Genomic DNA, 13284 nt, shown 5'->3' with positions numbered 1-13284 from the left:
TCACGCTGGTGAAAGGCCCGGCCGCGCCCCCCGCTTGCGTACCAAGAGCAGGTGCAGGCAGCCGGTCGGGTCCGTCCAGACCTCCGCCCCCTCGACGTCCGGGAGCCCCGCCGCCAGCGCCAGCATGTCGGGCTCGTCCCTGTAGATGAGGTACCAGTCCATCGCCGCCTCGATGAAGCGGCGCATGGGGTCGTGGCCGTTGAAGTTGCCGATCGCCAGGAGGCCCCCCGGCGCAAGGTTGAGCCAGAGCCGCGCCGTGAGCGCCGTCGCGAATCGCGGCGACAGGTAGTCGTACAAGCCGATCGAATAAATGAAGTCCTGGTCGCCGGGGACCAGCGTGGTCTTGCCGCGGATCAGCGTGAAGACGGAGCCGGACCAGGTGCGCACGCGGGCGGGATCCATCTGGCGCCCGAGCGCGGTGGTCGCGGCGAACAAGGCGCCCTGATCCTGGTCGAGCAGCGTGACTTCCTGGAACGGGTTCGTCGCGACCACGTCGGCGAGCTCCGACGCGGAGCCCGAGGCGACGTTCATGGCGTGCCGGGCACCGTGGGTCCACTCCTCGCGGAGGAGCGCCACGAGCTTCTCCCGGCGGTTTCGGACCGCCACGAAGCCGGGCTGCTCGAGCACCCATCGGTCCATCCAGCGCCCGAGGACCGTCTCGCCCTTGGGGCGATTCCGATAGACGTCGTCCATCATCAAGAAGTCGCCGGCGTAGCCCCGGGGTTTGGCGAAGCAGCGGTGGATGATGGGGCTCTGCCAGAAAAATGGTCCCAGGACCTCCTGGAAGCGGCGCTGTGCGGGGGAGTTCCGCAGGAGGCCGTCGGGGCTGAGGGCGTCGCTCGCCGCCCAGATGCCCCGCAGCATGTTCCCGAGCCGGGCGCAATCCTCTGGCGACGGGGGCAACGCACACCGGGGGGAGCCCTCGAGCTCCCTGCACCAGGCGGCAAGCTCGGCGAGCCGCCGCTCGCAATCCGAGGAGACGGGAGGTCCTTCGACCTCGTCTTCCACAAACTCACGCGACCGTCGCGTGGCTGACGGTTCTACCGAGGCCGGTTCCTCGGCCCCTTTCGCGATGCTCTCCCTGGCAAGCTGCTGGGCCATGGCCGGGCTCCTGTCCTTGTCCTCTACGAACTGCCGCAGAGCATCGCCGAAAAACCCCCCTTCTGACAACCCTTCAGCAGCCCACGAGCGACGCGCGCGCGCGGGTGAGTTCGACCACGAGCCGCGAGGAGGTATCTGGACATCGGGACGGAGGGAGGTTTGGCTAGAGAACCACCGCGCGCGGCGCAGCAGCACGGCGGGGCGCGCGCGGAGGGGCGTCAACGAATGAACTCGGCCGACGGGTGCGCGCGGGGGAATTTCCGCAGGTATTCGAGGAAGCGCGCGAGCGCGGTGTCGCTCTTCGTCAGGGTACCGGGGCGGAAGTGGACGCCACGGAGGATGGGGGCGTCGTCCGCGAGGATCTGTCGCTGCACGCCCATCGCGAAGTCGAGCAGCTCCTTCTGCGAGGCCTCGTCTCCCTCGGACTTCCGCGTGGCCAGGACGTAGTACACCTTCGTCTGCCCCGGCGCGGGCATGCCGAACGGGGCGATGTATCCATACCAGCGGCCGTTGAAGAAGCTGCTCTGATAAAAGAGCGTCGTCCCGAAGATACCGACCCGGAACGTGACGCGCGGGCCCGCGGGGTGGATGCCGTCGAAGTCGTACATCATCGAATGGTCGGTGATCACCATGTTCTCGGCGGGCTCGCCCTTGTCGAACTTGAAGCCGTGCACGACGCGGATGTGCTGCACGTCCGGCGTATTGCAGCAGACGACCCAGGGATCGACGGGAAAGACCTCTTCATGCGCCTCCACGCGGAAGACGAGATCGTCGTCGGGATAAGGGAAGTCCGGGAGGTCGAAGAGCGGTGTTTCGCCGTTGAAGGCCCAGATCATCCCGTATCGCTCGACGGTCGGGAAGCGGAAGAGGCAAGCGCCGGGCGGCGGCGGGTCGCCGAGGCCGGTCTTCAGGCAGGTCCCCTCCTGGCTGTATTCCCAGTGGTGGAACGCGCAGCGGACGGCGTCCCCGACGATCGATCCCGCGGCGAGGTCGCCGCCGAGGTGCGGGCAGTAGGCGCTCAGCGCTTGCACCCTGCCGCTCTCGCCTCGAAACACCACGATACGTCCGTCGAGGAAGCTCGTGCCGAGGATCTTCCCCGGCGCGAGCTCGCTCGACATGCAGACGGGATACCACGATTGCGTGAAGACCCCGCCCTCCCCTTCGGCCGGGATCGGCTTGCCGAGGAGCCTCCTCCTCGCGCCGGTCGCCGCGCCCGATCCCCCATGGCTCTTGGTTTCCATCGTACGTCGTCTCCGTCCTTCGTCTGCGATCGTCGATTCAATGCGGCAATGCCGCGCATCGAGTAGACGGGAGCGCCGAGGCGCGTGTCAAGCGGACCTTCGCGAGCCAGTTCGACCCGTGAGCCGCCTCGGCTGGTTTCGCGGCGCCAAACTCTTCAGATGACACGGCGGGCTCGCCGTGTAGAATGGGCCCCGACACGAAGGGAGGAGACCATGACGGTGAAGAGCTCGTACGCACCCGGCCAGTTTTGCTGGACGGACCTGATGACCACGGATCCCGCGGCCGCCAAGGCGTTTTACACGACGCTGTTCGGCTGGAGGGCCGAGGAGACGCCGTACCCCGGCGGCGCGTACACGATGTTCCAGACGCGCGAGCACGACGTGGCGGGGCTCGGCGGACAACCGCCCGAGGAGTCGTCGCGCGGGATCCCGCCGCACTGGAACGTGTACATTTCGGTGGACGACGCCGAGGCCGTGTCTGCCAAGGCCGTCTCCCTGGGAGCGACCCTCCACGCGCCCGCGTTCGACGTGATGGATTCCGGGCGCATGGCGATCCTCGCCGATCCCACGGGCGCCGTGTTTTTCCTCTGGCAACCGCGAAAACACATCGGCGCGACCTTGTGGGGCGAGCCGGGCGCGCCCTCCTGGTTCGAGCTGCAGACCACGGATCCGGAGAAGGCAAAAGCGTTTTACACAGCGCTCTTCGGCTGGTCGACCGGCGGCGACGCGACGTACGGGGAGTGGATCGTGAACGGCGAGCACGTGGGCGGGGTTTTGAAGATCGACCCGAGCTGGGGCCCGGTGCCGCCGAACTGGAGCGCGTATTTCACGGTCGAGAACGCGGACGCCACGGTGGCCAAGGTGCGCGAGCTCGGCGGCAAGGTGTACATCCCGCCGAAGGAGATCGGCAGCGGGGGCAGGTTCGCCGTGCTCAGCGACCCGCAAGGCGCGCAGTTCTCGGTGTACGAGGAAAAACGCCGCTGACCCGTCACCGCCCCGGATTGCTGCCGCCCCGGATTTTGAAGACCACCTGGAACTTCACGGGGCCTTTCACCTCGGGGATCACGATCTTCTCCAGTTTCTCGTAGATGGCCTGCGCGAACGGCTGATCCACGACCGGCCGCTGGGCCATCTCGAAGTTCTTCTTCTTGCCGGGCAGGAGCTCGCATTCGACGAGCAGGTCGCTGCCCGGCCCCTTCGACGTGCCCACCTGCGCCTCGACGATGGCAATGATCTGCTTGATGACCCCGGCCGCGTCGTCCACCGTGGTCCGTTGCGCGATCTCCTGCTCGCTCGTCAGGAGAACGACCGCGGCATCGACCTGCCCGCTCTGCTTCGGCGCCGCGCCGTCGCCCTGGGGTCGGACCGTGTCCCAGCCCGATTCGGCTTCGTATCGCTTGCCGTCGATGGGATTCTCGTAGGTCGTCGGGACGTGCTCCACGGCAAACGCCGGTATCTCGCCCTGCCCCGGAATCGTGATCTCTTTGCCCGCGAGGAGCGCTTCGCGGATCCGCTTCCACGTGGCTTCGGGGAACATCATGACGAACCCGTCCTCGGTCACCGCGGCCTCGTTCTCCTGGTTCTTGCCGGTGAGGATCAGGAAGTTGCCCGTGAGATGCTCGCTCCCGGCCGCATGGCCCGTGATCGCGGAGGGGGATGTTTGTCCCGGATACCAGAAGAGGCCCGTGCCCGCCCTCGGATCCATTTCGAGGAGCATGACGAGCCCGTCCTCGTTCCCCTTCGCCGCCGCGGCCTCCTTCAAATCGCCTTGGCCGCGGGGCAGCACGCGCAGGACGATGCGATCACCCGGAATGAAAAAGCTCTTCGTCTTGGAGACGTTCGCGAGGCCGCCCTTTCGCTCCAGGCGCACGGACACGCCGCGCAGATGCTGCCGCGAGGTCCGCGTGATCAAGGTCTTGCCGACCTCCCCGGGCCGGGCCACGGAAGGGCGCTTCCGGTCGGTCCAGAACGGGGTCGGATAAAACCTCGCGTCGGCGCCGAGCCGCGCCAGGATGCGCGCATAGCCGGCCTGCCCCCCCACCTCCTCCTCCTCGTTCGTGACGATCACGGCCGTGAGGAACGGCGCGTTGGCCGTGATTCCCTCCACTGGCTGCGGCGGTCCATAGATGATGCAATGAAAGTCGTCGCGCCCGAGGAGCGGCGGGCCGGCGAGCAGCGATCGGCCGTGGACGTCGACGAACTGCCCCTGCTGCGCGAGCTCGTAGATGAGCCCGTAGAGCTTGAAGAGCTCGCGATCGAAGGCGCCCTCCGCATCGCCGGGCTCACGCTTGATGGTGAAGCGGATCTCGCGTTGCCCGAGCGGCCAGAGGCCCTCGCTCACGTAGGTCCAGAAGTGCAGCGCGCCGTCGGGCGCCACGAGCGAATGCGAATACACCGTGACCGAGAGTTTTCCCGGCACGACCTCCTCACGCAGGAGCATCTGCGCGGTCGACGTGGGCGCGTGGGACGTGGAGGCCCCGGCGCCGGGCGGTGTGCTCGCCGAGGCCGGAGGTTTTTCGTTCGCCGGCCCCGCGCAGCCCGCGGCGAGCGTCGCGGCGAAGAGCGCTGCGCACACGCCGCGACGTGCCTTGAACCATGTTCCCTGCCGATGCATGCGCCTCGTCTCCATCGGCCGACGAGGGTAGCCGCGCGCGAGGCGCGCCGTCACCTTTTTCGTGGGTCGCCTTCGCGCGTCATTCGCCGGGCAACATCCGGAGGATCTCCTGCGCCGCCTCGAGGTGCCCCCGCAAAACGGGGAGGTTTTTCTCCGCGAATGCCTTCACGTCCGCGTCCTGCGAGGCGAGCGCCTGCGACAGGTTCTCCACGTCGAACCGGTGCGCCTCGATGACCGTGTGCAGGTAAACCCGGTCGAATCGATTTCCCCGGAGGCGCGCGAGACGCTGGAAGAGGTTCCCGAGCACCGGATCAAACGCCGTCGGCATCGGGACGCCGAGCTTCTCCGCGAGCGCCTCGATCCCCTCGGTCACGTGGACGTGCTCGGCGAGCTCCTGCAGCGCGAGCGCCTCGACCTTGGAGTTCCGCGCGAGCAGCACGGCGAGCCTCGCGGCCTTCACCGACCAGAGATTGCTCTTCGCCGCCTCCCCCACGAATTTCGCGTCGTCGTGCGCGACCGACAGATCGGCCGTCGCTTCCTCGTCCGGCGTCTCCGCCAGCGCCGGTACCGGTACGGACGACATCGCCATCGCCGCGAGCGCGGCAACCATGAATACCTTCTTCATGATGACATCCCCTCCCCTTCCGCCTTTGGGTGAAAGCCCATTTGGCTGTCCTGGCTGAAACCTGCGACGCCCGGTGCGCCTCCGGAAGGCCCGTGGAACCCATCCGCGCAGCGTTCCGGGCATGACGCCTGCAATCCGGACGGCGGATCGGAGGATGGTCATGAAGAAGCTCGTGGGCGCCGCGACGGCGGCGGCATTGACGGCAGTTTCCGCGATCGGGCTCGCGCAGGCCTTCGAGACGTGCATGGATGCGCGGAACTACGGCAAGAACATCAGCGAAGTGGCCGTGGGGCAAGTCATGGCGCGCGTGAATTGCAATGCCTCCATGCTCCCGGGGGCGGAGGACTCCCTCGTGGCCGCCCTGCAACACCTCGTCGCGACCTGGACCGGGACCACCGACATCAAGCGCTGTTATTACGAGGGGATCTACAAGAACGCCATCGATCGGCTGCGGCGTGATTACGCGCAATGCAGCGGCCCGGCGTTCGAGGGTCCCTCGCTGGCGACGGTCTCCCGGGTCGCCGTGGCGACCTTCGTCGCCATGATCGACACCGGCGAGGGCCTCGTCACGACGTCGAACACGTGGAACGTGTTCGACATGGATTACAGATTTCTCGGGGCGCCCGAGCTGCGCGCGTGCAGGCAGGAGGTCGAGAGCGCGGAGCGCGAGATCCTCGGGATGGAAGTACAGGTGTACACGCGGTATCTGGACGTGATCGAGGCACGAATCTGCACGCCCCGGTGAAGGTGGGCGCGCGGGAATTTCGGTGGACGAGCGAGAGAGGGGGAGTTCATGAAGCTGAACGCAGTATCGCTGGGCGTGTTTCTGGTCGGGCTCTGCTTCGCGGGCGAGGCGCTCGCGGTGTTCCCGCCCGCGCGCTGCAGGCAGCCGCGCGAGCGGCGGGCCTTCGACGCAGGGGTGCGGTCCGGCGCGAGCCTCGTGGAGTCGGCCTGGAATGCGGTGAACGATTGTGATCAGGTGGAGCGGTTCGCCGACCTCGTGATGAACAACCTGGACAGCATCGAGATCCCGCGAGAATCGAGCGATTACGTGCTCTGTCGCGTGGCCGGGATCGTGCAGGGCGCCGAGGAGGTGGTCGATCATACCTGGAATCGCTGCGACTGGGAGTGCCGGAAGGAAGGCGAGCTCATGGCGCGGATCGGCGGAAAGCTTTATTGCGACCTGTCGATCAGCCTCGGGGGCCTCGGCCTCGCGTCGGACATCATCCGGCTGCCGGTGCGGACCTGCGGGCTTGCCTTCCAGATCGGGTGTGACGCCGAGTTCATCGGGTACACGCAGAACTATCCCATGTGCGGGACGTTCACGCGGGATCCCTTCACGCCGGTGTGGAACCAGACACGGAACAACCAATGCGTCTACAACCCCGCCCCGTGAATCCGGAGGGGAAAAGGAGGTTTCCGATGAAAGGCAAAGCTTCCATGTTCGGGGTGCTGCTGGTGGGGCTCGGGCTCTCCGGCACGGCCATGGCGCAAAACGCGCCGCTCGGGTGCAGCGCGCCGCGCGAGGCGCGGGCCTTCGAGTCGGGCCTGCAATCCGGCAAGAGCCTCGTGCAGCAGGCGTGGAACTCGGTGGCCTCGTGCGGGAACCTGGAGAGGTTCTCCTCCGTGGTCATGGAGACCTTGCAAAACGTCAGCCTGCCGCCCGGATCCGACGATTACGTCGTCTGCCGGACGGTGGGCACGCTCGCGGGCGCCGTGGATCAGGTCGACGAGATCTGGGGCCTCTGCGCGACCGCGTGTTGCGACGAGGGCGAGCTCGTCGGGTGGATCATGGGCAAGCTGTACTGTGATCTCTCGATCTGCCTCGGCGGGGTGCGTCTGACGAATTTCCTGGTGCAGCGGCCCATGGGCTTCTGCGGCTCGACGGCGCAGGCGTGCTGCAGAAGCGAATTCACGAGCATCACGCCGTCGTACCAGGGGCTCTTCGGGTCGTGCAGGCCGTACACGCAGGGCATGTTCCGCGCGACGTGGTCGCAATCGCGGGACAGCGTGTGCGCCTACCGCCAGTAAAAGCGAGGAGCACCCGCCAATGAAGTGGGCATTGGGTAGCTTGTTCGTGGCGCTCTTGGGGTTCGGGGGGGAGGCCTCGGCACAACCGGGGCATCCCCCCCGCGCTTGCCGGGGCACGGAGGAGCGAGGCGCATTCGAGGAGGGGCGCGCGCCCGGCCGCGCCCTCACGCGAGGCGCCGCAGGCGAGGAGCGTTGCGCGCACCTCGAACAAGTCGCCGAGCGTATCCTCCGCAAGTCCCGCCGCCTCCGGCCGCCTCGCGGAATGCGCAGGAATCGCGGCGCCGCGTGCAAACACGCCGGCAACGTCGCCGGCGTGATCGAGGAGCTCCACGGGATATGGGCGCGCTGCGGAACGGCCTGCTGCCGCGAGGGGCAGCTCATCGCGGAGATCACGGGCCAGCTTTATTGTGATCTCTCGATCGATCTTGGGGGCGTCGACGCGGACGAATTCATCCCGCGTCCGGTGCAGGCGTTCTGCGGCGAGGCCTTCCAGACCTGCTGCGATGCGCAGTTTTCCGAATTCACGCGCGCGTACACCGACGACGAAGGGCAAAGCTGCAAAGCCTACACCGAAGGAGATTTCTCCTCCGCGTGGGAAGAGGCCCGCGGCGAGCAGTGCAGCTACGATTGAGGCGCAGGCGCCGTCCCTCGCGCGCGGCCGCGTCAGCCGCGTGAGGTCGGCATGATCTCGCTGACCGGCGGCGCTTCACCTTCGGCGAGCGGCCGGCTCACGAGGTCGACGGCCTTCTGCACCGAACCCACGGCTCCCGCGAGGTACACGATGTCGCCGAGCTCGAACGGTTTTTGGGGATCCATCTGTTCGAGGAGCTTCTCGCCGCGACGCACTGCAATGATGAGCGCCCCGGTCCTGCGACGCACGCCGAGCGACGCCGCCGAGCGCCCGACGGCCGCGCTCGCCGCGGTCACGGAGGCGCTCTCGATCTTGAGCTCGGCGAGATCCCCATGCTCGCCGAGCGCCCGCCGCGGGACCTTGTGCGTGCGCTCGGTCGTCTGCGTGGTCGCGCGCGCCTCGTCGACGCGATCGTCGATCACGTTGCGCGGCACCTCGAGCCAGCGAAGGAGCCGCGCGAGGATCTCGACACCGCCCTCGACCTCCTCGGCCACGACATCCGTCGCGCCCATGCGCAAGAGCGCAGGTTTCTCCAGGAGGTAATGGGCCCGCATGAGGATCGGCACGTCGGGCGCGACGCGCTTGGCCGTGTCCACCACGCGCTGCGCGGCCTGCGGATCGTTCATGAGCAAAAGAAGCGCGCGCGCCTTCTCCAGGTGGGCGTGGCCGAGCGCCTCTTCGCTCGTCGCGTCGCCGTAGTACACGGGCTGGCCCGCAGCGCGCGCGGCGCGGACGGTCTCGGCGTTCAGCTCGAGCACCACGTACGAGACGCCACACGCCTCGAGCGCGCGCGCCACGAGCTTGCCCGCGACGCCGTAGCCCACGATGACCACGTGATCGGCGAGCCCGTGCGCCTCGCCCGCGTCCGCCTCGTCGATGCTGCGGACGCCAATGAGCCGTTCGAGCGGCGCGAGCAAGCGCTGGCCCGCGGTGACGTGCGGCGCGACGCGCACGAAGACGGGCGTGAGGAACATGCTGGCGATGCCGGCCGCGAGGAGCGGGCGCGTGGCGTTCGCATCCACGACGCCCGTGCTCTCGCCGAGCCGCGCGAGGACGAACCCGAACTCGCCGAACTGCGCGAGCCCCACGCCCGCGAGCCAGGCGACGCGCGCCGGGAAGCGCATGGCGATCGCGGCGATGGTGGCGAGCAGGCCCTTGGCGACGAGGAAGCCGCCGAGCAAGAGGAGCACGAGGAGCGGCCGTTCGAGGACGATCCGCGGGTCGAAAAGCATGCCGAGCGAGACGAAAAAGACGCTCACGAAGGCGTCGCGCAGCGGGAGCATGTCGCCCATGGCGCGGTGGCCGTACTCGGTGTCGGCGACGACCATGCCGCCGAGGAAGGCGCCGAGCGCGAGCGAGAGGCCGGCGAGCGACGTGAGCCACGCGGTGCCGACGCAGAGCGCGAGGACGGCGAGGAGGAAGACCTCGCGGCTGCGGCTCGCCGCGACCCAGCGCAGGGCCCGCGGGACGACGAGGCGCGCGACGACGATGGTCGCGACGACGACGGCCGTGGCCTTGCCGAGCGCGAGGCTGATGTCCTTCGCCATGTTCGTGCCCGCGGAGCCCTCGCCGAGCATGGGGACGACGAGGACCATCGGGACGACGCAGAGATCCTGGAAGATCAAGGTGCCGACGATGAAGCGGCCGTGGGGCGCGTCGAGCTCGCGCCGCTCGGCCAGGGCGCGGAGGACGATCGCGGTGCTGGAGAGCGCGAAGACGAAGCCGTAGAAGACGCTGCGCCCGGTCGGCTGCCCGAGGGCGCTCCCGACGCACGCGACGACGGCCGTGGTGAGGCCGACCTGGATGATCCCGCCGAGGGCGACCTGGCGGAAGATGCTCTTCAGCCGCGCGAGCGAGAACTCGAGGCCGATCGTGAAGAGCAGGAGGACGACGCCGATCTCTGCGAGGATCTCGATCGCGTGGATCGAGCGCACGAGCTTGAAGCCAAACGGCCCCACGAGCGCGCCCGAGAAGAGCAGCCCCGCAACCGTGGGGAGCGAGAGGCGCGAGAGGACGACGGTCACGAGGACGCCGAGCGCCGCGATGACGGCGATCTCGTCGAGGAGCGGGATGTGGCCCATCGGAGGTAGGACGTAAGGTCGAAGCGGGTTGTTTTGACTACAAACGAACGGCGCGCTCGATCGTCTCCCCTTCCGCGGACCGAAGCAAGCTGCTTCGCGCGGGCGCCGTCAGGACGAGGGCTGCCCGAAGTCGACGGCGAACCAGAGCACGTGGACGGCGCCCTTTTTCGTCTTCACCATGGCCGGGCCGAGCCAGAGATCGGGCGCGACCTCACGGATCTCGTCGCGGATGCGGGCGATGAAAAACGGGTTCTCCGGTTGCTCGTAGTCGAGGTAGACGCAGGGGCGGCCGTCGACCGCGGAGGGCTCGATCCGCGTGCGAAACGGAAACCAGTCGAACCGGAGCGGGAGAAGTTTTACGCGGTTGATGCCCGTGCCCTCGCTCTGGCTGAGCGCGCCGAAGCTTTTCCCATCCCAGGGAAAACGCCGGCGCGACGCGAGGAACTTGATCACGGAGAAAAGCTTCGTGCCGTCGGTGCCGCGCACGGCGAGCATGCGGCCTTTGGGGGTTCCGACGAGGCGCTCGACGCTCAGGGGCGCGGGGGCGCCGCGGTAGAGTCGATCGAGCTCCGCGCTCGAGAGCTTCGCGAGATCGTCCAAGTGTCGCACGAGCACGGCTCCCCCGCCGCGCTCCCCGGTGTCCTTCGCCGACATCGTCGTGGCCATGAAATCCCTCCCCTTCCTTGTCCGGGGCCCATGAAACCACGGGATCCTCGCGCCTGAAAACCGCTTTTCGGGCGCTCTCCCGGCGCGCCCTCGATTCCAGAGGGGACGATCCGGGGGCCGAGCGGCCCGAGCGTTGCTTCCGCCGCATTGCGGAGGAGGCAAGATGAAAGCTCCGTGGCTCCTGCGTGTCGTCGAGCGGCTCCCGCTCGATGAAATCGTCGATGTGTTTCACGTGCCTTTGCGTGGTTTCCTCGCGCGGCACCCGCGCGTGCGAAGGGCGCTCGATGGATCGTGGCTCGGGCATCCGCTGCATCCAGCGCTGATCCCCGTGCCGATCGGGGCCTTCACGACGGGCCTCGTCCTCGATGCCGCGACGCTCCTCGGGTGCACGTGGGCCGCGCGCGGGGCGGATCTCGCCTTCACGCTCGGGCTCGTGGCCGCCGTGCCCGCAGCGCTCACGGGGCTCACGGAGTGGAGTTATCTCGAAGGAAAATCGCGGCGCGCGGCGTTCGTGCACGCAGCGTCGAACGTGGCAAGCACGAAGCTCATGGTGGGATCGGTGATCCTGCGAGGGATGGAGCTCCGCGGCGCGGGAATGGTGGTCTCGACGCTCGGCTTCGTGGTCCTCGGCGTAGGCGCCTGGCTCGGCGGGGAGCTCGCGTACCATTACGGCGCAGGCGTCGGGCGTATTTCGGAAGATCGAGGCGACACGGACAGGTAGCCGCTCCCTTTTCAAACGAGCGGCCCCCTCCCCCCGCGGTGCACGCCGAGCCGGTCGAATCCGCCGCTTCTCGCGTGGGGCTCCTTCGGCTCGAAGAGATTGCCGAGCGTGGGCGGCGAGGGCTCCCTGCGAATCGAGAAGCGACGCGTGAGCCATCCCATGAGGCGCGCCGAGAAGGTCGGGGAAACCCGGCTCAAAAGGGAAAGGAAGGCGCCAGCAAAAGCGATGGTGCGCCGCGGGCGCGGCCGTTCGGCGAGGCCGACGAAGATCTCGGCCGCGTCGTTCGCCGAGGAGACCGGCGGGACCGGCCCGACCTCGTGGCCCGTGAGGTTGCCGGCGCGCTCGTAAATGGGCGTGTCCACCGCGGGCGGGAGCACCACGCACACGTGGATGTCCGGGTAGGCCGCGAGCTCGAGGCGCAGGCTCTCCGAGAGGCCGAGGATCGCGAACTTGCTCGCTGCGTACGAGCTCACGAACGGCGCGCCCACGAGGCCCCAGCCGGAGGCGTTGTTGATGAGAATGCCACGGCGCTGCGCGAGGAAGACCGGCAACGCCGCCCGCGCCCCGTGGAGGTACCCAAAGAGGTTCGTCTCGACGACCCGCTTCCAGGCGGCGCTCGGCGTGTCGAGCAGCGCGCCGAAGAGCAGGAGCGCCGCATTGTTGATCCACACGTCGATCCGGCCGAAGCGGGCGACCGCCGCCTGCGCGAGCGCCTCGACCGCGGCCTCGTCGCTCACGTCGGTCGGCACGGCGAGCGCCTCGGCGCCGAGCACCTCGCACGCGCGCGCCGCCTCCGCGAGAGCGTCCTCCTCTCGCGCCGCGAGCACGAGCCGCGCCCCGCGCCGGGCGAACGCCTCGGCCGTCGCGAGCCCGATGCCGCTCGACGCGCCGGTGATGACCACCACGGACCCCTGGATCGCGCACGAAGACGCCATGAAATGCCCTCCCGGCGCGAGGCGCGCGCCTCGCTTCTCAAGATGGGGCCGCGGCCCCGCTCCCCGGAAGCGGGGGAGCGAGGGCCGGGCGATTTCACGATTCGCGAAGCGCGAAAAGCGCGGCTCGAATCACCTCAGAAGGGACCACGGTCGCGGCGCAAGCAGCCGCGCAGGCAGAAGTTGAACTCGCGCTCGCACCGGTTGCGGCGGAACGACATACGCTCCGGGTAACCATGGCGCCTCCACCGGAAGCTGTACCGGAGACAGTCGCGGTAATCGTCCTGGCAGAAGTCGATACAACGATGGTGCCCACCACGACGGAAGTAATCATCGTAATCGAAGGGGGTCCAGTCCTGGCTCGTCAGCGCCTCGTCGGACTCCGTGATGTTGCGCTCCTCGGTGGCTTCCTCGTCCATGAGCGCGCCCTCGGCCTCGGCGACGATCCCTTCCTCCACCGGCTGTTCCGCGCGGGCCACGCTGGCGGTCCCGACGAGGCCCAGCGACATCACGGCGAAGAACAACGATTTGATCACATTCATCGAACATCCCCCCCCTGCGCCCGGGACGATCCCGGGCAGGCAAGCTGTACGTCGTGCCGCGACGGCCGGACGTCCACAGGGGGAAAACGTTTTTTCGGT

14 protein-coding genes are annotated in these 13284 nt (G+C 68.3%); 6 read left to right on the top strand and 8 right to left on the bottom strand.

Features of this window, described 5'->3' with window-relative positions; all coding sequences use genetic code 11:
- On the bottom strand, positions 1–864 hold the full coding sequence (locus POL67_RS24400) for a class I SAM-dependent methyltransferase family protein (protein ID WP_271921070.1): 864 nt from the start codon (positions 862–864) through the stop codon (positions 1–3).
- Between the two features lie 455 nt (positions 865–1319).
- Positions 1320–2342: a Rieske 2Fe-2S domain-containing protein gene (locus POL67_RS24395; protein ID WP_271921068.1), complete on the bottom strand. Its 1023-nt coding sequence runs from the start codon at positions 2340–2342 to the stop codon at positions 1320–1322.
- A 213-nt stretch (positions 2343–2555) separates the two neighbouring features.
- Between POL67_RS24395 and POL67_RS24390 the strand changes: the two genes are divergently transcribed.
- A complete protein-coding gene (locus POL67_RS24390; RefSeq protein ID WP_271921066.1) occupies positions 2556–3326 on the top strand; it encodes a VOC family protein in 771 nt (256 codons plus the stop codon).
- A 4-nt stretch (positions 3327–3330) separates the two neighbouring features.
- Here the strand turns inward: POL67_RS24390 and POL67_RS24385 are convergent, their stop codons facing one another.
- On the bottom strand, positions 3331–4971 hold the full coding sequence (locus POL67_RS24385) for a TGF-beta receptor interacting domain-containing protein (RefSeq protein ID WP_271921064.1): 1641 nt from the start codon (positions 4969–4971) through the stop codon (positions 3331–3333).
- A gap of 64 nt (positions 4972–5035) precedes the next feature.
- Positions 5036–5581 carry a DUF4142 domain-containing protein gene (locus POL67_RS24380; protein ID WP_271921062.1) on the bottom strand — a complete coding sequence of 182 codons (546 nt, stop codon included), beginning with the start codon at positions 5579–5581 and terminating at the stop codon, positions 5036–5038.
- A gap of 160 nt (positions 5582–5741) precedes the next feature.
- Here POL67_RS24380 and POL67_RS24375 point away from each other — a divergent pair, with 160 nt between their 5' ends.
- From POL67_RS24375 to POL67_RS24360, 4 genes are read left to right on the top strand one after another with little or no spacing between them, the layout of a single operon-like run.
- Entirely contained in the window at positions 5742–6326 is a 585-nt protein-coding gene (locus tag POL67_RS24375; protein WP_271921061.1) for a hypothetical protein, read from the top strand.
- Between the two features lie 48 nt (positions 6327–6374).
- Positions 6375–6977 carry a hypothetical protein gene (locus tag POL67_RS24370; protein ID WP_271921059.1) on the top strand — a complete coding sequence of 201 codons (603 nt, stop codon included), beginning with the start codon at positions 6375–6377 and terminating at the stop codon, positions 6975–6977.
- Between the two features lie 26 nt (positions 6978–7003).
- On the top strand, positions 7004–7612 hold the full coding sequence (locus tag POL67_RS24365) for a hypothetical protein (RefSeq protein ID WP_271921057.1): 609 nt from the start codon (positions 7004–7006) through the stop codon (positions 7610–7612).
- Between the two features lie 19 nt (positions 7613–7631).
- Entirely contained in the window at positions 7632–8243 is a 612-nt protein-coding gene (locus POL67_RS24360) for a hypothetical protein (protein WP_271921055.1), read from the top strand.
- Between the two features lie 32 nt (positions 8244–8275).
- On the opposite strand, the gene POL67_RS24355 is transcribed toward POL67_RS24360, so the two are convergent.
- The gene (locus POL67_RS24355) at positions 8276–10324 is read right to left on the bottom strand and encodes a monovalent cation:proton antiporter family protein (RefSeq protein WP_271921053.1); all 2049 of its coding nucleotides are present in this window, start codon (positions 10322–10324) and stop codon (positions 8276–8278) included.
- Between the two features lie 108 nt (positions 10325–10432).
- Positions 10433–10990 carry a hypothetical protein gene (locus POL67_RS24350; RefSeq protein WP_271921051.1) on the bottom strand — a complete coding sequence of 186 codons (558 nt, stop codon included), beginning with the start codon at positions 10988–10990 and terminating at the stop codon, positions 10433–10435.
- Positions 10991–11153: 163 nt separating this feature from the next.
- Between POL67_RS24350 and POL67_RS24345 the strand changes: the two genes are divergently transcribed.
- On the top strand, positions 11154–11711 hold the full coding sequence (locus POL67_RS24345; protein ID WP_271921049.1) for a DUF2231 domain-containing protein: 558 nt from the start codon (positions 11154–11156) through the stop codon (positions 11709–11711).
- Between the two features lie 11 nt (positions 11712–11722).
- Here the strand turns inward: POL67_RS24345 and POL67_RS24340 are convergent, their stop codons facing one another.
- Complete coding sequence (locus POL67_RS24340) at positions 11723–12646, bottom strand: SDR family NAD(P)-dependent oxidoreductase (RefSeq protein ID WP_271921047.1); 924 nt, start codon at positions 12644–12646, stop codon at positions 11723–11725.
- A gap of 134 nt (positions 12647–12780) precedes the next feature.
- A complete protein-coding gene (locus POL67_RS24335; RefSeq protein ID WP_271921044.1) occupies positions 12781–13185 on the bottom strand; it encodes a hypothetical protein in 405 nt (134 codons plus the stop codon).
- Between the last annotated feature and the right edge of the window lie 99 nt (positions 13186–13284).

The organism is Polyangium mundeleinium, assembly GCF_028369105.1.
Lineage (GTDB): Bacteria > Myxococcota_A > Polyangia > Polyangiales > Polyangiaceae > Polyangium > Polyangium mundeleinium.
This window is presented reverse-complemented; position numbering and strand designations above follow the sequence as displayed.